This is a genomic window from Arthrobacter sp. UCD-GKA (genome assembly GCF_001863355.1).
In the GTDB taxonomy this organism is placed as follows: Bacteria; Actinomycetota; Actinomycetes; order Actinomycetales; family Micrococcaceae; genus Paeniglutamicibacter.
This window is the reverse complement of sequence record NZ_MOLR01000007.1, coordinates 45,711-64,238: the sequence shown is the minus strand read 5'-3', so window position 1 is coordinate 64,238 and position 18,528 is coordinate 45,711. Positions and strand designations below refer to the sequence as shown.

Sequence of the window (18,528 nt, the reverse complement as noted above, 5' to 3'; positions counted from 1 at the left end):
TCGGTGTTTTCGACGCGGACCACCTTGGTTTGGGAGGTCGTGGTGGGTGGGTTCAGGCGGCGGCTAATTCCGTCACGAGAGTGTCATAGATGGTCCCGTCGCGCAGCATCGCGAACAAGACATTGCAACTGCGCCGGGCCAGTGCGATGACGGCCTGGGTGTGGTTCTTCCCCTGGGCGCGCTTCTTGTCGTAGTAGACCCTCGAAGCGGGGTCCTTGGAAGAAATGGAAGCGAATGCCGAGAGGAAGAGCGCGCTCTTGAGGACCTTGTTTCCCTTCTTCGAGGAGTGGTCCCCGCGGATCGAAGTCCCGGACCTCCACGTCACAGGCGCCAAGCCCGCGTAGGAGGCCAGATGCCCCGGTGAGGCGAATTCCTTGCCGCTGACCTCCGTCAGGATCCGGGCGGCGGTCTTGACGGCGACCCCCGGTATCGAGACGAGCAGCTCGTGCAGCGGGTGCGCCTCGACCAGAGCCTGGATCAGGCTGAGCACGTCGGCCTGGGCTGCGCGGTTGTGGGCCAAGGAACGGGCCTGGTGCGCCAGAGCGGTGCCTGCGGCCTCGGTGCCCGGCACGACCACGCTCTGCTGCTCCAGAGCCTCAAAGAGCTCGGGCACCCAGCGCTTGAAAGCCCTGGGTGCATGCTTGCGCAGCAGTGATTCCACCCGGGCTTTTCCAGCCCGTCGCAGGGCAGTCGGGGTCGGGTATTTGGCCAGCAGTTCCAGCATCGCCGGGTGGTCCAGATGCTTGCCGATGACCCGTTCCAGGGCCGGGTGGATGTGGGTGAGTAGGCCGCGGATCCGGTTGGACGTCGCGGTGTTTTCCTTGGTCAAGTCGTCATTGAATCCGCAGAGCATGGTCAGCTCGGCGACCTGCTCATCGGCGGTCTCCACGTTGCGCAGGGTGTGGGGCATGGTGCGGGCGGCAGAAGCAATTATCATCGCATCTCTCGCGTCAGTTTTGGCCTCGCCCGGATGTAAGTCGGCGATTCTCCGCATGGCCAGTCCGGGCAGGTAACCGACCTCGATTCCGGAGGCTTGGGCGACGGCGACCGGCAGCGCGCCGATGGTCGCTGGCTGGTCCACGACGAAGAGCAGACGGCCGTGCTTGAAGAGGACCTTGATCATGGTCTTGAGCTTGGCTTCGTCTTGCGGCAGGGCTTTGTCCCAGAGCTTCTTGCCGGCCTTGTTCAGGGCCGCTGCGTGGTGGTCGGTCTTGCCGACATCGACGCCGATGAACACGTCGATGGATTCGTGGTCTTTGATCATTGCGCACCTTCCGTAAAGCCTGGGTTTGACGGATGAAACGGTGCTGGCTTGTCCTACGGCTCCTCGGCTCGGCATCCACGTTACGCCCGACCTTGGACGCTGGTTCTCTGTCCTGGTCCGGCCCCTATTAGCGATGTCCTCGGTGCCTATCGAGCCCCGGTGGCAGCACCCCCCGGATCATTGGAATTAACTGGGGGGACGAACCATGCCGGGGCCGACAGGCCAGCATCCCCATCCTTGCCCATGAGGTTCGGAAGTGGGGGTGCTAAAACAGTAACGGGGGCGGGAAGACCGTCAGCACTGCGCGGCCGTCCGCCGGCGGGGAATCGAAAACGACCTTGCCACCATGCGTCACAGCGCTCTCGGCGACGCTGGAACGGCGGCCAAGGATGGTTTACCGCACAGCAGTTCCGATTCCGGGCGGAATCGGCTGCGTGCGGCGTCGAGCCCGGCTGCGAGGTCGCCCGGCTTCACCGAGCTGACACGGCACGACCCGGTGTTGCGGGGGCATGCTTCTTTAGACGTGGTGCTGGGCGTCACCTGCCCGGAAATGCCCCAACCGAGGAATTCGCCCATGCCACCGCCGCTCTGGTTCCCCCTCGGAATCAGCAGCACGGACCTTGCCAATCCACTCACACTCCCGGAGAACGCCGAACCCTGGATTCTGGGTTCCATTGCGGAGATCGTCTTTGTCGATTCCGGTCTCCTTTTCCCCCTTTATCACCGGGGATTCCTTGGTGTTCACCGCCGGTATGGTCCACGAACGGCTGGGAATACCCCCTTCCTGTTGATTTCGATCATTGTTGGTGCGGCACTCTTGGGCGATCAGGTCGAATATTGGATCGGACATCGGTACGGTACGGCGATGTCCAGGGAAGACTCACGGCTCCTCAAGCTCCGATGCCTGCGCAAGGACGAACAGTTTTTCCAAGACAAGAGGGGTATCCGTTCTTGGCCAGTGCCAAGGATGAGACGTTACGGTGGACGAAGGCAACTCCCCCGAAGCCGCTTCCCCGACCCAAGGAGAACCCGTCCATGCCATTCCATGAAGCCCCAAGGCCTTCGGGCCACGTGGTGAGCCAGCCGGCACAGCCCCACCGGGCGCCTAGGGGCGCGCTCATGGTCACGTGGGCGATAGAGCAGGGTTTCGGCGGCATGACGGCCATGTGCTTGAAGCGTGCCGGGCTCTTCCACGAGGGCGGCGTTCCCAGCGCCGTGGTGACCTTTGACGCCAACCCGGAACTCGACGCCATTCGCACCGCGTTGAAGGCCAACGGAAAGCTCCACCCCGAGGTTCCGCTGCTCAATCTCCACGAGTACTACGCCGAGCAGGCTCCGGCCACGGCAGGGGGTCGCGAGCTGAAGTTGCGCGGCACCGGGATTCCCTGGACCGAGGCCGCGCGGCTCGACCGGTCGTTGGACGGGTCGCTGTTTTGCGTTGATTACACTTCCGCCGGCAACGACAAGCTGTCCAAGCGTGAATACCACCGGCGCGACGGCAGCGTGTACCTGGTGGACGCCACGCTCCCGGCCCCGCACGATCCCGACCAGACAGTCAGGACACTGCAGCTTCTGGCCGCCGACGGAACCGTCCAGCTCGAATTCACCAGTGCCGCACGGCTATACCGGCATTGGCTGACCGAATTGGTCGATCGAAGCAATGCCGATGTAATCATTGACAGCAAGTTCTCCGCCGGGTTCCTCTTCGCCTGGCAGCATCCCACCGCACTGAAGTTCGTCAACTTCCACAGCACCCATGTCGCAGCCGGTCAGGACACGCTGACCGGCAAGCTCTCCCCCGCCCACCGGAAGATCATCGACAACCGCGACGCCTGGGACGGGATCACCTTCCTGACCGAATCACAGCGCACCGCCTTTGTGCGGAGGTTCGGCGACTGCGCCAACACCGTGGTGATCAGCAACCCCGTGGATGGGCCGGCCGTGTTGCCGGCCTATGAGGAACGGGACCCCGGCGCTGTGGTCCACGTGGGGCGGTTCACCAAGGGCAAGAACATCGGCGCGGTCATTGACATCGTCAACGCCGTGGCCGCGGCGAACGTTCCTGTCCACCTGGACCTGATCGGAGACGGGGACCAACGCCCGGTCCTGGAAGAGCAGGTCGGCCAGCTCGGCATCGGTCATCTGGTGACGTTCCACGGGCACGTCCATGACGTGGCCCGGCGACTGTCCAAGGCCCGTATCCTGCTGTTGTGCAGCAGGTTCGAGGGCCAGTCACTGGCCATCCTTGAAGCCCAGGCCCACGGCTGCGTGCCGGTCGCCTACGACGTGGACTTCGGCCCCAGGGATGTCATACAGGATGGAGACAACGGCTTCCTGGTCCCGTTTGGCGACCAGGAAGCCGCAGCCATGGCCGTGGGACGGCTTCTGGCTGACGATGCGCTGTGCGCCGGGATGTCAGCCCGGGCGCTTGAATCGGCCAGGCAGTACAGCAGCGAGCAAATCTTCACCCAATGGAAGGAAGCCCTCGAGATGGCCCGGTTAAACAAGAAAGACCGCGAGGTCCTCGCGGCCGCCACGATCCGGCTGGCCGGGCTGCGCTTCCACCCCGACGGCGACACCGATCTGGAGGTGGCCGTCAACACCGGCTCCGAGCAACTCGGGGGGCTCACGCTCGTGGTCACCGAACGGGGAACCGACGCCAGCCAGGGAAGGTCGTTCGAACCGTACAACGAATCGGACGGCATCTTCGGTTTCAGGATTCCAGCCTCCCTGCGCGCCCAGCTTCCGGGATCCGATGCGTTGGACATCAACGCCGTCCTTGACGTTGGCGGTCTGAAACGCACCATCCGCCTCGGCGCCACGCCGAAACCGGCTTCTGTGCCCTATTTCACGGCCTACGGAAACCTGAGCTTCAAATAGCGACAGGAATCCCTGAGCTCGTACGTCGGAATCCGCTGACCGCGGTCGGCCGCCCCGCCCTATCAATACTCCCTTGCGTGCCGGAAGATAGGTTCCATCAAGCAAATCCTCATGAAGCACACAGGTGGCCACGCCAATGTTGGACGTCAACCACGCGATAGAAAGACCTTGCGGGCGGATTCCCCTTGGCGGGTCTGACCCGCAGGCATGACACCACGGAAGTAGTTGAAGCAAATGAAGGATTGGTTAGGCCAACAGCTCAAGACCGCTATCACCTCGAAACCCGCGGTGAAGACACGGCGTTGGCTGGGTATCGGCCCCGCGACGGTGGCAAACCAGGAGATGGACCACATTCCGGTTCCCGGCGAAGTCGTCGTCTACTTCAGCGACGTGGCCAACAAGGCCTACCAGCTTGAGCAATGGCTGCCCACGTTGGAAAAGCTCCACGAACGGCACCCGGTCGTCCTCGTCTTCCGCAAGGTGCCCACCCTGCGCCATTTCCGCAAGTTGACCGACCTGCCCAAGATCTTCGTGCGACGGCTCGATGACCTRGTGAACCTCTATGACTTCAACGACTTCACGCTCTGCCTGTATGTAAACAACGGCGTGGCAAACTTCCAGTCGCTCAGCGCCGCGCGACTCGTCCACGTGCACATCAACCACGGGGAAAGCGACAAGCTGTCCATGGTCTCGAACCAGGCCAAGGCCTACGACAAGATCTTCGTTGCAGGCCCGGCCGCCATTGAACGCCACAGGGAAGTCCTGCTGGACTTCGACCTGGACCGGCTCGTCAGCGTGGGACGTCCCCAGCTGGACCTGGACTTCGAAACGCCATTGCCGCACTTTGCCGGGCGCACCGTCATGTATGCGCCCACCTGGGAAGGCGAAAACGAAGCCAACAACTACACCTCGGTCGACCTGTTCGGTGAACAAATCATCCAGACACTGGTGGACCTGCCCGGCACCCGCGTCATCTACAAGCCGCACCCCCGCGTGGTGACCTCAACGTTTCCGGCGGTCATAAACGCCCACCTGCGGATTCGCGAGATCCTGGAGGAGAGAAACGATGCGGGGGCCCACCATGTGATTGCGGAAACCGAGAACATCTTGGCCCTCTTCGAGAGCGTGGACGTGTTGGTCACCGACGTCTCCAGTGTGGGTCTGGACTTCCTGTACCTGCATCCGGAGCGGCCATTGGTACTGACCGACCGCCGCAACGACCTCACAGCGCTCAACCGCGAGGCACCCATCAGCCGCGCCTGCCCGGTGATCAGCGAAGACTCGCGGGAAACGATGCTTTCCGATTTCGCGTCGCTCCTGGAGACCACCTCGGCGGAAGACCGCCGGCAGATGAGTTCTTTCTACTTCGGGGACCGGAAGAAGGGCGACTCCACCGGGGCTTTCCTGGCTGCGGTGGATTCCTTGGTCTCGGATCGCCAGGAACAATTGAAGTCTTTCTTGTTTCATTCGAACGCCATCGATTCCGGCGAGGTCGAGTGACCCAAGGCAGCACCCTAGCGATTGGGGCTCAAAAAGAGGCAGGGTGCTCCATGAACACCCTGCCTCTTGATATCGATCTTCTAGACCGCGGCCAGGCCGCGCTCACCGGTGCGAACCCTGATCACTTCCTCCACGTGGGTGACCCAGATCTTCCCGTCGCCGGCGCTACCGGTGTTTGCCGTGGAGATCAAGACATCCAGGATGTCGTCGCAGGAGTCCTCCTCCACCAAGATTTCGAGGCGGACCTTGGGAAGGAGGTCGACAGTGTACTCAGCGCCCCGGTAGACCTGCGTGTGTCCGCGCTGCCGACCGTAACCGCTGGCTTGGCTGATCGTCATGCCCTGGACCCCGTAGGACTCGAGTGCCTCCCGGGTCTGGTCGGTCTTTTCAGGCCGGATGATGGCTGTCACGAGTTTCATGCGTTGACCTCTTCCTTGACTCGATCCGCATCCTTCTGGGCGGCGGACTTCAGGTGTGCCGAGGTGGCCGGGTGCGGGACGAAGGTCCCGCCGGTACCCAGGCCGCCGAACTCGTAGCCGGTCTCGGCGTGCTGCATCAGGTCGATGCCGGCGATTTCGTGCTCGGTGGTGATGCGGAAGCCCATGGTCTTGTGAATGGCCAGGCCGATGATGGCGGTCATGATGGCGGTGAAGGACATGACCACCAGGCAGGCTACGATCTGGGCCCAGAGCTGGCCGAATCCCCCGCCGTAGAAGAGTCCGCCACCCACGCCGTCAACGGGAAGGGCAATGAAGCCCAGGGCCACGGTTCCAATGATGCCGGAGACCAAGTGAACACCCACCACGTCAAGGGAATCGTCGTAGCCCCAGCGGTACTTCAGACCCACGGCCAGGGCCGAGGCGACGCCGGCAACAATGCCCAATCCAATGGCTGCAACAGGAGTGATGTTGGCGCAGGCCGGGGTGATGGCCATCAGCCCGGCCACGATGCCAGAGGCAGCGCCCAAGGACGTGCTGTGGCCGTCGCGAAGGCGCTCGACCAGGATCCAGCCAAGCAAAGCTGCGGCGGGGGCTGCCAGGGTGTTCACCCAGATCAGGCCTGCCTCCTCGGCGGTGCTGGCGGCGCCGCCATTGAACCCGAACCATCCGAACCAGAGCAGGGCCGCACCGAGCATGACGAAGGGGATGTTGTGGGGACGCTGGCTCGGATCTTTCCCGAAGCCGCGGCGCTTGCCTAGGATGAGCGCCAAGATCAGTCCGGCAACGCCGGCGTTGATGTGCACCACGGTGCCTCCGGCGAAGTCAATGGCCTCGCCCACCACCGAGCCGATGGCGCCGWCGGCGCCGAGGATGCCGCCGCCCCAGACCCAGAAGGCGATCGGTGCGTAGACCACGGTCACCCAGACGGGGACGAAGACCATCCAGGCGCTGAATTTTGCGCGGTCCGCCACGGCTCCGGAAATCAGCGCAACGGTGATGATCGCGAAGGTCGCTCCGTAACCGGCGGCAATGAAGCCGTCGGTGCCGAGCATCGATCCCATCCCGAACCCGTCAACGGGGTTTCCGAACAAGCCGCCAATGTTTGCGCCGCCGCCCGACATGGAGTTTCCCCAGAGCACCCACACCACGGTGACCAGGGCGATGGCCGAGAAGCTCATCATCATCATGTTCAGTACGCTTTTGGCCCGGGTCATCCCGCCGTAGAAGAATGCCAGTGCCGGGGTCATCAGCAGGACGAGCGCGGCACACACCATCATCCATACCTGAGTCGTTGTTAGGTCCATGTCTAACGCCTCCCTGAATCGCTCGCGAGACTTTCTCGCCTGATTCAAGAATTCCTTGACGGTGTTACGTGCGATTCGACCAACCGTTTCGGGGTGGTTACCGAATCCTTCTCGAAGTAAAAGGCTCGTGTCTGAAAGATTGCGTGCTTGTTTCCCAATCGTGGTGGCATGGCAGAGGCGGCCACGCTTTTTCGCGTGGCCGCCTCTCTCATGAGTCACTGTTGAACGTCTCAAAGATGCGGAAGCACGTCAAAGACCTTCTTCTCCAACTTGTCCGAGAGCGTTCGGGCAAATGTGGCAGTCAGGTGCGAACCATCGAAGTACGGGACTACGGACCCGATCACAGCGGGGCAGACATCCTGGTTGCAAAAGTATTCAGTCATATTAATCGTGTGCACGAACGGAAAGTTGTTCTCCTGGGCCGCTGTCGCAAGCGGATCCAAAGACTTCCACGATTTCGGCGTTCCAGAACAATCCTGCAACGGATCATCGCTGCTTGCCAGGCAGTCCGGCACATTACTGACGGTGTGTGCGGGGAATGGTGTGTCACGGATAACCACTATTGGCGTATCAGCTTTGGCCCAGCGAGCTAGATAGCTTGCGTATCCATCGATAGCCGCCTGTTCCGTGTTCTCCAGTTCGTAGCCTTCCACCGGAAGGCTCTGCCTATCGGACGTGATGATGAGGTCATACTGACCGGATTCCGTTTTATCCTGGACCCACCGGCCAAAGTCAAGGCACCCTTCGATTTTTGCAGGTGTGTTGAATGCGGTTGGCGCATCGGTCGGTGCGCAGCTGGAGGCCAAGTACGTGGTGATGGTCCATCCCTGCCGGTCGGCGATCTCGGTGAGCGCTGGCAGCCATTGCCCGGCGTGTGAATTTCCCGTCAAAGCTACTTGTGTCTTGCCAGTGCCGTACGTGCAGATCGGTCGATCACTGAAGTCGCCGTTTGACCAGCATTTGTCCGCGTAGGCCTGGGACTTGTCATTCTTGGCCGCAGCAGGCGAGGGCACCATCGGTGACAGGCCGGTATTCGTGCAGGAATTCACCATGGCCGCGGCGCCAAAGCAGTCAATGCCAACTTGTGCCTGAACCCGCTGGATCTCCGTAGACAGCTTGGAACCCGTTTCTTCACTGCTGCTGCCGACATTGATCATGGCAGTTCCAAGCAGACCAAGGACCAAGGTTCCAACGAGCAGGAATCGTCCTCCCGTGAGGATCTTGCTTGTGTCCAAATAGGCGCGGAAACGGTCTTCCACGTATCGCTTGGAGAGGATTGAAAGTAGAAGGGTCGCAGCAACAACGACTACCTTATCCAAAATCCCAAGCTCGCCGCTGTAGAACGGGAGAAAGACGATGAGCGGCCAGTGCCACAAGTAAATCGAGTACGAGTGGTCACCGAGGAAACGTGCCGCTGGATGGCTGAGAAGCCCGTTGGGAGAAAACGTATGCGAGGCGTTCGCCCAGATAACCAGCGCTGTTCCGAACACGGGCAGGGCCGCCGCATAGCCCGGGAAGGCCGTGGCACCGCTGTAGGTCACACCTGCATAGGCAATCGCGAGCAACCCGATCCAAGCAAGGAATCCGCCAAGCTTCGAGCGTCGCAGCCCAGCCGTGGCGGGCACAATCACCGCAACCAATGCTCCTGCGGCCAGCTCCCATGCCCGGGTAAAAGTGGAGAAGTATGCGATGCCGGGTTCAGTCACCGTCGACACCGCGGAAAAGACGAGCGAGCCAGCAATGATCAACCCGATGCCAGTCGCCACGACCAGCGTGCGGTTCTTTCGAAGCATGAAGGCGAGCCCCACCAGTGCCGCAACAATGACAGGCCAGAAAAGGTAAAACTGTTCTTCAACGGACAAGGACCAAAAATGTTGGACCGCTGAGACGGCGTTATCGGCCGCCAGGTAATCTACGCTGGTGGAGGCCAGGCGCCAGTTCTGGATGTAGAAAGTCGAGGCTACAACTTGGGTCGCCCATTCCTTCCACACGGTAACGGGGGCAACGAGGGGAATCGCTGCGAGCGTCACGCCCAACACAAGGAATGACGCAGGCAGCAGGCGTTTGACTCGCCTCAACCAGAATGTCACCAAATCGTTCCACGTCTTTGGCGGACGTTTCATTAGGTGCGACGTGATCAGGAAACCGGAGATCACGAAGAAAACGTCTACGCCAATGAAGCCGCCGGTCAGCCGCTGTGGCCACAAATGATAGATAACGACCAAGGAGACTGCAATCGCCCGCAGCCCTTGGATATCACCGCGAAAGACCTTGGGCTTGCCACCTTTGTGGGCTGCGCCGGGCACAGCTTCGAGGCCATGGCCACGCGGGTCGCCAAAATGCCGGCCTTTGACCTGCGCGGTCAATTTCGTATCTTGAATCATCGGCCCTTAGTCCAGTAATGCGTCGACGAACGCTTCGGCATCAAACGGTGCCAGGTCATCCGGGCCTTCGCCCAGGCCGACCAGCTTGACCGGAACACCGAGCTGCCGCTGGATGGCCACGACGATGCCGCCCTTGGCGGTGCCGTCGAGCTTCGTGAGGACGATGCCGGTGACGTTGACGACCTCGGAGAAGACCTTGGCCTGGTTCAGGCCGTTCTGGCCAGTCGTCGCGTCAAGCACCAGAAGGACCTCGTCAACGGTTGCCTTCTTTTCGATGACTCGCTTGATCTTGCCGAGCTCATCCATCAGGCCGACCTTGTTCTGCAGGCGGCCGGCGGTGTCGATCATGACAATGTCGACCTCTTGCTCGATGCCCGCGGTCACTGCCTCGAAGGCAACGGATGCCGGGTCGGCGCCATCAATGTCGGATTTGACGGTGGGTACACCCACGCGGTCGCCCCAGGTGGCCAGCTGTTCGGCTGCAGCGGCACGGAAGGTGTCTGCTGCACCGAGGATGACGTCCTTGTTTTCCGCAACCAACACGCGGGCCATCTTGCCGATGGTGGTGGTCTTGCCGACGCCGTTGACGCCGACCACCATGATCACGTTCGGGCGGTCAGCATGGCGAACCGGGATGAAGTTGCGGTCCATGGTGGGGTCGACGAGCTTGATGAGCTCCTCACGGAGCATGTCGTGGACCCGCTGCGGGTCACGGCTGCCTTCAACCTTGACGCGTTCGCGCAAGGCGTCCACGAGCTCAAGGGTCGGTTCGGTGCCCAAGTCTGCCAGGAGCAAGGTCTCTTCGATTTCGTCCCAGACGTCTTCGTCGATCTTGTCCTGGCTCAAAAGGGCCAACAGGCCCTTGCCCAGGACGTTGTTGGACTTGCTCAGGCGGGCGCGCAGCCGTGCCAGACGCCCCTGGACCGGTTCGGGGACATCGGTGGGGACGAGCACCTTGCCGGCGGTTTCGTCGACAACGTCGATAGCCGCGGCCTCGGCATCGGCGGAGGCCGTCGTCTCCGGGGCCTCGGTGGATGGTGCATCCGTGGTGAGCGTGGGCGCTGGGTCGTTGGCGTCGCGCGGACCGGTGTACGTTCCCTTGGGAGCCTTACGGCCACGCACAAGGAAGAAGGCAGCACCGATACCGATGACGGCAACCACTGCAACGAGGACAATGATCAAGTTAAGTTGTTCTGACACCGTCCTAGCTTCTCACAGACTAAACTGGTCTTACCTATGCCTAAGAATGCTTCGACCTCCGATTTCCCTGAAAAACCGGTTAATCCGGATTTACGGAAATTGCCGTCGGTCCCCCGAGAAATCCGTGTCCTAGTCGCGGCCGCCTTTGTTGTTGCCTTGGGCTTCGGGCTCATTGCCCCGATCCTTCCCCAATTTGCCACCAGCTTTAACGTCGGCGTTGCCGCTGCCAGCGTCATTGTCAGCATCTTCGCTTTCGCCCGGCTGATCTTCGCGCCCGTCAGCGGGAAGCTCACCGATCGGCTGGGGGAACCCACCGTCTATGTCACGGGTGTGCTGGTCGTCGCCGCCTCGACGATCCTGTGCGGCTTTGCGCAGTCCTACACCCAACTGCTGATCTTCCGCGGTCTGGGAGGCTTGGGATCGACCATGTTCACGGTCTCGGCCATGGCCCTGATTGCCCGGATGTCGCCGCGGGAGATCCGGGGCCGGATCGCCGGGTTGTATTCCGGCTCCTTCCTGCTGGGAAATGTCGCAGGGCCAGTGCTTGGCTCCTTTGCGGCCGGCATGGGTTTCCGAATCCCGTTTTTCATCTATGGCGGTGCGCTCATCGTGGCTGCGGCAATTGTGTACTTCTCCCTGTCTCATTCGCGTGGAGCCACCGAGAAGAGCGCAACCGAGGAAGCCGTTGTGGTTGAACGAATCCCGTTGTCCGAGGCCTGGGGCGCGGCCGCCTTCAGGGCGGCTCTGGTGTCTGGGTTCACCAATGGCTGGATGGCCTTTGGCGTGAGGATGTCCTTGATCCCGCTCTTTGCCGTCGCCGCGTTTGCTTCAAAGGGAACCTTGCTGGCTGGCCTGGCGTTGGCAATCTTTGCCGTGGGAAACGGTGCGGCGTTGACCGTTGCCGGCAGGCTCACGGACTCATACGGTCGACGACTCCCGATTCTTGTGGGACTGTCTATCGCATCGCTTTCCACGGCCGCAATAGGTTGGGTGGACAACATCCCGTGGTTCATTGCCCTATCCGTCATTGGCGGCATCGGCACCGGGCTCATGGGGCCGGCCCAACAAGCAGCGATAGCCGATGTGGTGGGCCAAGGTCGAAACGGAGGCAAGGTCTTGGCTACATTCCAGATGGCCACCGACTTTGGTTCCATCATTGGCCCGATCCTTGCGGGCCTCATTGCCGACCAGGTGGGCTTCGGATGGGCCTTTACCGTCAGCGGCGCCTTGGGCTTCTTCGGTGTCCTGGCTTGGTTGCTGGTCAAGGAGAAACGTGAACCCTCCACCCAGGACTCACCAATGCCCTAGTTAATGCGCGCTTCCTCCATTGCAGGATCTCCCGGCAAAGAAATTGGCAAAGCTATGCGCTTTGGGCGTCCTCGCGCTCCACGCGTTGGCTGATCACCATGGAAACTCCATCTCCACGCATGGTCACCCCGTACAGCGCATCCGCGACTTCCATGGTGCGCTTCTGGTGGGTGATCACAATGAGCTGGCTTGACTCGCGCAACTCCTCAAAGATCGTGATCAGCCGACCCAGGTTGGTGTCGTCCAACGCCGCTTCCACCTCGTCCATGACGTAGAAGGGCGAGGGCCGGGCTTTGAAGATGGCTACCAGCAAGGCAACCGCTGTCAACGACCTCTCCCCGCCCGAGAGCAGGGAGAGTCGCTTGATCTTCTTGCCCGCAGGGCGTGCTTCAACTTCGATGCCAGTGGTGAGCATATTGTCCGGGTCGGTAAGGACAAGGCGTCCATCTCCCCCGGGAAAGAGACGGCCGAAGACCCGCTCGAACTGTGCGGCGGTGTCGTTGTAGGCCTCGGTGAAGACCCGCTCAACTCGCTCGTCAACGTCCTTGATGATGTCCAACAGATCCTTGCGGCTGTTCTTCAAATCCTCCAACTGCGAGGTCAGGAACGTGTGCCGTTCCTCGAGCGCAGCAAACTCTTCCAAGGCCAACGGATTGACCCGACCCAAGGCCGCAAGATCCCTTTCGGCTTTCTTCAACCGTTTTTCCTGGTCGACACGGTCAAAGGCAATTCCCTCAGGAACCGAGTTGCCCTCGTCGTCGACTTCCTGGCGAAGGGCTGCCCACTTGTCATCTTCGGGGGGTGGCTGTGGCACCGGCAAATGTGGCCCAAAGTGTTCAACGAGGTGCTCGCTCGTGAGCCCGAGTTCCTCAATGGAACGGTTCTCAAGCGTTTCAATGCGCAGGCGCTGTTCGGCGCGAGCCATTTCATCGCGGTGCACCGAGTTGGTCAGTTCGGCCAATTCGTGGCCCAGCTTGTCCACCCGCGCGCGGACCAGCGACAGTTCTCCTTCCAGTTCTTCGCGCCGCTGCTGGAGCTGCTCGCGTTCCCTGTCGGCAAGCTCGATCGACACGTCCATGAACGAAATGACGCGCTCGACCTTGGCCGAGACTTCTCGGGCAGCTGATGCCTGGCTTCGGCGAATCTCGGCGCGGCGCTGTGCCTCGGCACGTGCCCGTCGTTCGGTCTCGGCCGCCCGATTCAGCGACTCGACGCGGCCACGGAGTGCGTTGGCGCGTTCCTCCGCACTGCGCAGGGCCAGCCGGGCGTCGAGTTCCTTCTGCCGGGCTGCGGAGGCGGCCGCAGCAAGTTCGTCGCGTTGGTCCGTTTCGGGTTCGTGGTCCTCGGGTGTTTCCTGCGCCATGTCCAGGCGTTCGACAAGTTCGGCGAGTTTTTCCTGCTCCACTTCGAGCTTTTCCTGCGCCACGGCGATCTGTTGTTCGAGGCGTTCACGCTCGCCGTGGCCCTGGCGCAGCAAGGAACCAAGATGTTCCATGCGCTGGGCCACGGCGGAGATCCTGGCATCGGAATCGTGCAGCCTGCTCAGCGCTGCATCCGCGGCTTCCTCCGCTGCCATGAGCTGGGTGGTGAGCTCCGCTGCTTCCAGCCGCATACCCGAAAGCTTCTCGTCAATCACGGCCAGCTCAGCCTCGGTTTCAATGATGGCGGCATTCTGTTCAATCAATGAGGGCGCGGCTGTCGTTCCGCCGCTGGCCGTGCCCGAGGTAAGAATGTCTCCGGCCAGTGTCACGGCCGTCAAGTGTGGGTCGTTCTCCAGCAGCTGCTGGGCTTCGGGCAGGTCGGCCACGACCACTGTGGAGTGCAGCAGGTGAGCCAGCGTACCTGCCAGCGTTTCGGGAGTTCCGATGACCTCAAGCACGTGCTTTCCAAGTGGAGCTGCGGCGTTGGGCCGTGTTGCTGCATCAAGGTTGCCGTTGACCAAGTGCACCCGGCCGCCGTCGGTTTCCCGCAGGTCCCCAAGGATTGCCAAGGCGTGGTCAATTTCTTCCACGGCGATGGCTTCGGCAACCGGGCCCAAGGCTGCGGCAACGGCGACTTCATAGCCGTTTTCGACCTCGAGGTATTGCGATAGACGGCCCATCAAACCTTCGTGCCCACCGGCAAGGATTTCTTCGGAGGCATCCTTGCGGACTGCCCCCATGCGCAGCGCTTCAAGCCTTCCTCGCAAGGCACCCAGCCTGGTGGCAAGTTCCTGCTCGGCCACCCGCTGGGCATCCATCTTGGCCACCAAGGCCTCGTGGCGGTCGGCTGCATTCTCATAGGCCGTGTCGAGGTCCTCCTCGCCGCTTTGGACGGAGGCGGCCTGTTGTTCGAGGGCGGCAAACTCGTTCGCAGTCCCCTCTCGGCGCTCGGCCCAGTCCGCCAGGGACTGCCTCAGGCGGCCCAGCTCACCCTCGGTGGCTTCGGCCTTGCTGCGGGATGAACCGATCTGTCCGGCCAGCCGCGCCAATCCTTCGCGGCGATCCGCGGCCGTGCGCAATTCATTGGTGAGCCGCTGTTGCTCCGCGTGGGCGGCTTCCTCGGCTTCCGTCTTGGCTTCGAGTGCTTCTTCCAGAAGTTCCTGGCGCATCTCCAGGTTTTCTTCCAATTCCTCGAGTTCGTCGCCGAGGCGTTCCGCCTGCGACTCCAACCTGTCGGGATCGCGGCTTGGGTCGAATTCGGGGCCGTCGGTACCCAGCAGGCGTGAGCGTTCGGCTGACAAGGCGCCCAGGGACCTGAAGCGCTCTCGGGTGGACGTCAGCCCGAACCAGAGGTCCCGGGCCTTGTTCAGTGCCGGGGTAGCATGTGCGGCGGCCACCTCCAGGCGGGCCAGTTCCGCCCTGGATTCCTCGAGCCGTCCCTGGACCACCTGCTGGGCAGCTCGCTGGCTGGCCTCATCGGCAATGTCTTTTTCCAGGACCGCGCGCAGCGTCACCAGGTCATCGGCCAGGAGCCGTGATTTCGCATCGCGGACCTCGAATTGGACGGCCTGTGCGCGGCGGGCAATCTTGGCTTGTTTTCCCAAGGGGGTGAGCTGCCGGCGGATTTCACCGGTGAGGTCCTCGAGCCGGTTCAGGTTCCCCTGCATGGCGTCAAGTTTGCGTACGGTCTTTTCCTTGCGCCGCCGGTGCTTGAGCACGCCGGCCGCTTCCTCGATGAAACCGCGACGGTCCTCGGGGGTGGCATGCAGGATCCGGTCCAGCTGCCCCTGGCCGACGATGACGTGCATTTCGCGGCCCAAGCCGGAATCGGACAGGAGCTCCTGGATGTCCAGCAGGCGGCAGGAATTGCCGTTGATGGCGTACTCGGATCCGCCTGCCCGGAACAGGGTCCGGGAGATCGTGACTTCGGCGTACTCGATCGGTAGGGCGCCATCGCTGTTGTCGATGGTCAGCGAGACGTGTGCGCGCCCCAACGGCGCCCGGCCGGAGGTCCCAGCGAAGATGACGTCTTCCATCTTGCCGCCGCGCAGCGTCTTGGCACCCTGCTCCCCCATGACCCAGGCCAAGGCGTCTACAACGTTTGATTTGCCCGAACCATTGGGCCCCACCACTGCGGTGACACCCGGTTCGAATTCAAAGGTCGTCGCCGAGGCGAACGACTTGAATCCGCGAACGGTGAGTGTTTTCAAATGCACGTGGGGCGTCCTGGGTATTTGGTGGCTAAAGTGGTCGTTGGGCTGCCTTCCATCCTATCGAGTCGCTCCGACTCGATGGCGTAGGTCAAGCCCGGCATGCAGGTATTTTCATCACGAATGCTAGGAGCAGACCCCTTGAAAAGTCTTTTGGCCATAGATTCATGGCCTTCGACACACGCGGCCTCCGCCGTTGTCGCCGCGGACGGAACGATCTTGGGATCGCATGGCGATGCGGATCATCGCTATGCGCTGGCCTCTGTGACCAAGTTGCTCAGTTCCTATGCGTTCCTGGTGGCCTTGGAAGAGGGTGCCTTTGACCTTGACACCCCGGCCGGCCCCGAGGGGTCCACTGTCAAGCATCTCTTGGCACACACCTCCGGCTACGACTTTGCCGAACGCAAGGTGCGCTTTGCCCCCGGTGCTCGGAGGTTGTATTCGAATGTCGGCTTTGAGGTGCTTGCAGAGACCCTGGAACAGGCCACGGAAATGAGCTTCGCCGACTACCTGGGTGAGGCGGTCCTGCAACCCCTGGGCATGGATTCAACGTCGCTGGACGGCAGTGCCGCGGCGGACGGAACCTCCACATTGGGCGACCTGGTGCAATTCGCAACCGAACTGCACAGTCCCACGCTCCTGGACGTGCAAACCCATTCCCAAGCCACTCATGTGGTGTTTCCGGGCCTTCCCGGGATCCTGCCCGGATACGGGCGCCAAACGGACAATACCTGGGGCCTGGGATTCGAAATACGTTCCGAGAAGACCCCGCACTGGACCGGGCTGCTCAATTCATCTGAGACCTATGGACACTTTGGCCAAGCGGGCACGTTCCTGTGGGTGGACCCGGCGTTGGACGCCGCGTGCGTGACGTTGACGGACAAGCCCTTCGGTCCGTGGGCCGTCGAGGCGTGGACACCGTTCAACGACGCGGTTGTCTCCGAGGTCAGGGGTCGGTAGAGATTCAGCCCCGCTGGGCGGTCAGTCTAGCGGGGCTTGCGCTGGCACCGAGGGCAGCTGTAGGAGGACCGACCCATGAACGGGTCGCGACGAATCAGCGAGACAAGGTCCTGCTCGGCACAGCGCAAGCACTCCTTGCCTTCACGACCGTAGGCATTCAAAGACCTGTCAAAATATCCGGAAGCTCCGTTGACATTGACGTAGAGGGCATCGAAGCTGGTCCCGCCCGCGTCCAGGGCCCTACCCATGACGTCTACAAGGGCGGCATGAAGCCTGGCAACGTCCGGGCGGCGGATCGTGGCCGTGGAGCGCAACCCATGGAGCTTGGCGGCCCACAGCGCCTCGTCGGCGTAGATGTTGCCGATACCGGAGATCACTTGCTGGTCGAGTATGGCCCGCTTGAGCTGTGTGTTTTTCTTGCGCAGGGCTTGATGGAGCGTTTCGGGAGTGGACGCCGGGTCCAGCACATCCCGAGCGATGTGCGCGGCAGCCTCTGGGATAAAAGGATCCTCGGACCCCACTCCACCGGGGAATTGATCACCGGTTTGCACCATGGGCGAGAGAAACATGCCACCAAAGATCCTTTGGTCAATGAAGCGCAGCTGGCCGGGCTTGTTGGACTCTCCAGAGAGTTCGAGGCGCACCTTGAGATGCTTTTCATCCGGCGCGGCGGGTTCCTCCACCAGAAGCTGTCCGCTCATGCCCAGATGCGCCACCAAGGCACTGGGGATGGACAAGCCTTCCAGCGGCATCCAGAGGAACTTTCCACGGCGCACGGCAGCTGCGATGCGTGCGTGGGTGAGGCTCGCGGCGAAGTCGGATGGACCATCCACGTGTCGTCGAACGGAGCGTGGATCGACGACCTGGACCGATTCGATGGTGCGGCCAACGACCCAGTCATCCAGGCCGCGCCGCACCACCTCTACTTCAGGCAGCTCTGGCATCGCCTATTTGGCTTCGGTGGAATCGTCATGTGGGCGAACCATCTTCCACGACACTGCTGCGGATTCCTGTTCGGCTTCCTTCTTTGAAGGTCCGGTTCCGGCGCCGTAGGCAGTTCCGCCGATGTGCAGCACTGCTTGGTACGTGCGTTGGTGGTCAGGGCCGGAACCCGTGACCCGGTACTCGATGTTGCCCAGCTTTTTGGCTGCGGCAATCTCTTGGATGGCCGTCTTCCAGTCGGTGCCGGCGCCCAAGACGTCCACGTCGTGCAGCAGCGGCAGGATCAGGCGCATGACCATTTGCCGGGCAACTTCAATGCCGTGGTTCAGGAACGTGGCGCCGATGAGGGATTCCATGGTGTCGGCAAGTATGGACGACTTGTCCTTGCCATTGGTAAGAATCTCGCCTTGACCCAGGAGGATGAACTCCCCCACGCCCAGGGAACGGGCTATGCCCGCCAGGGCACGGGTGCTGACCACTGCGGAGCGACGCTTGGCCAGATCGCCTTCGGGCAGGTCCGGGTAGTTCTTGTAGAGATGGTCTGTGACGGCATAGCCGAGGACCGAATCCCCCAGGAACTCGAGGCGTTCGTTGGTGGGAATGCCACCATGCTCGTAAGCGTAAGAACGGTGTGTGAGGGCAAGACGAAGCGTCTCGGGGTCAATATCGACCCCGAGACGCTTCAAAAGCTCTTCTGTTGAAGGCATCAGACAGA

The 18,528-nt window shown here is 61.9% G+C and carries 12 protein-coding genes; 4 read left to right on the top strand and 8 right to left on the bottom strand.

Annotated features, from left to right (window positions below; translation table 11 throughout):
• Nucleotides 1-52 precede the first annotated feature (52 nt).
• Complete coding sequence (locus BLJ79_RS13340; RefSeq protein ID WP_071215251.1) at nucleotides 53-1,264, bottom strand: IS110 family RNA-guided transposase; 1,212 nt, start codon at nucleotides 1,262-1,264, stop codon at nucleotides 53-55.
• Between the two features lie 1,119 nt (nucleotides 1,265-2,383).
• Between BLJ79_RS13340 and BLJ79_RS13330 the strand changes: the two genes are divergently transcribed.
• Nucleotides 2,384-4,144, top strand: coding sequence for a glycosyltransferase (locus BLJ79_RS13330; RefSeq protein ID WP_071215249.1), 1,761 nt, complete (start codon nucleotides 2,384-2,386; stop codon nucleotides 4,142-4,144).
• A gap of 234 nt (nucleotides 4,145-4,378) precedes the next feature.
• Entirely contained in the window at nucleotides 4,379-5,644 is a 1,266-nt protein-coding gene (locus BLJ79_RS13325) for a CDP-glycerol glycerophosphotransferase family protein (protein WP_071215248.1), read from the top strand.
• Between the two features lie 80 nt (nucleotides 5,645-5,724).
• On the opposite strand, the gene BLJ79_RS13320 is transcribed toward BLJ79_RS13325, so the two are convergent.
• From BLJ79_RS13320 to ftsY, 4 genes are all read right to left on the bottom strand, one after another.
• A complete protein-coding gene (locus tag BLJ79_RS13320; RefSeq protein ID WP_071215247.1) occupies nucleotides 5,725-6,063 on the bottom strand; it encodes a P-II family nitrogen regulator in 339 nt (112 codons plus the stop codon).
• Nucleotides 6,060-7,388 (bottom strand): ammonium transporter, encoded by a 1,329-nt coding sequence (locus BLJ79_RS13315; protein WP_071215246.1) that lies wholly within the window; start codon nucleotides 7,386-7,388, stop codon nucleotides 6,060-6,062. Before BLJ79_RS13315 ends, BLJ79_RS13320 begins: the two co-directional genes overlap by 4 nt.
• Before the next feature lie 230 nt (nucleotides 7,389-7,618).
• Nucleotides 7,619-9,772, bottom strand: coding sequence for an acyltransferase family protein (locus BLJ79_RS13310; RefSeq protein ID WP_083411288.1), 2,154 nt, complete (start codon nucleotides 9,770-9,772; stop codon nucleotides 7,619-7,621).
• A 6-nt stretch (nucleotides 9,773-9,778) separates the two neighbouring features.
• Nucleotides 9,779-10,972: a signal recognition particle-docking protein FtsY gene (gene ftsY, locus BLJ79_RS13305; RefSeq protein WP_071215245.1), complete on the bottom strand. Its 1,194-nt coding sequence runs from the start codon at nucleotides 10,970-10,972 to the stop codon at nucleotides 9,779-9,781.
• 36 nt (nucleotides 10,973-11,008) lie between these two features.
• On the opposite strand from ftsY, the gene BLJ79_RS13300 reads away from it, so the two are divergent.
• Nucleotides 11,009-12,280: an MFS transporter gene (locus BLJ79_RS13300; RefSeq protein ID WP_071215244.1), complete on the top strand. Its 1,272-nt coding sequence runs from the start codon at nucleotides 11,009-11,011 to the stop codon at nucleotides 12,278-12,280.
• Nucleotides 12,281-12,332: 52 nt separating this feature from the next.
• Here BLJ79_RS13300 and smc read toward each other — a convergent pair whose 3' ends face one another.
• Nucleotides 12,333-15,917 (bottom strand): chromosome segregation protein SMC, encoded by a 3,585-nt coding sequence (gene smc, locus BLJ79_RS13295; protein ID WP_071215243.1) that lies wholly within the window; start codon nucleotides 15,915-15,917, stop codon nucleotides 12,333-12,335.
• Nucleotides 15,918-16,052: 135 nt separating this feature from the next.
• Here smc and BLJ79_RS13290 point away from each other — a divergent pair, with 135 nt between their 5' ends.
• Entirely contained in the window at nucleotides 16,053-16,871 is an 819-nt protein-coding gene (locus BLJ79_RS13290; protein ID WP_071215242.1) for a serine hydrolase domain-containing protein, read from the top strand.
• Between the two features lie 26 nt (nucleotides 16,872-16,897).
• Here BLJ79_RS13290 and mutM read toward each other — a convergent pair whose 3' ends face one another.
• Together mutM and rnc are read right to left on the bottom strand one after the other, a co-directional pair.
• The gene (gene mutM, locus BLJ79_RS13285) at nucleotides 16,898-17,815 is read right to left on the bottom strand and encodes a bifunctional DNA-formamidopyrimidine glycosylase/DNA-(apurinic or apyrimidinic site) lyase (RefSeq protein WP_071215241.1); all 918 of its coding nucleotides are present in this window, start codon (nucleotides 17,813-17,815) and stop codon (nucleotides 16,898-16,900) included.
• A 3-nt stretch (nucleotides 17,816-17,818) separates the two neighbouring features.
• Nucleotides 17,819-18,520 (bottom strand): ribonuclease III, encoded by a 702-nt coding sequence (rnc, locus tag BLJ79_RS13280; protein WP_071215240.1) that lies wholly within the window; start codon nucleotides 18,518-18,520, stop codon nucleotides 17,819-17,821.
• Nucleotides 18,521-18,528 lie beyond the last annotated feature (8 nt).

Excerpts from the sequence above, each read along its gene's own strand:
- BLJ79_RS13340 (WP_071215251.1), bottom strand. The coding sequence starts at position 1,264 with ATGATCAAAGACCACGAATCCATCGACGTGTTCATCGGCGTCGATGTC.
- BLJ79_RS13330 (WP_071215249.1), top strand. The coding sequence starts at position 2,384 with ATGGTCACGTGGGCGATAGAGCAGGGTTTCGGCGGCATGACGGCCATG.
- BLJ79_RS13320 (WP_071215247.1), bottom strand. The coding sequence starts at position 6,063 with ATGAAACTCGTGACAGCCATCATCCGGCCTGAAAAGACCGACCAGACC.
- BLJ79_RS13310 (WP_083411288.1), bottom strand. The coding sequence starts at position 9,772 with ATGATTCAAGATACGAAATTGACCGCGCAGGTCAAAGGCCGGCATTTT.
- BLJ79_RS13300 (WP_071215244.1), top strand. The coding sequence starts at position 11,009 with ATGCCTAAGAATGCTTCGACCTCCGATTTCCCTGAAAAACCGGTTAAT.
- mutM (WP_071215241.1), bottom strand. The coding sequence starts at position 17,815 with ATGCCAGAGCTGCCTGAAGTAGAGGTGGTGCGGCGCGGCCTGGATGAC.
- rnc (WP_071215240.1), bottom strand. The coding sequence starts at position 18,520 with ATGCCTTCAACAGAAGAGCTTTTGAAGCGTCTCGGGGTCGATATTGAC.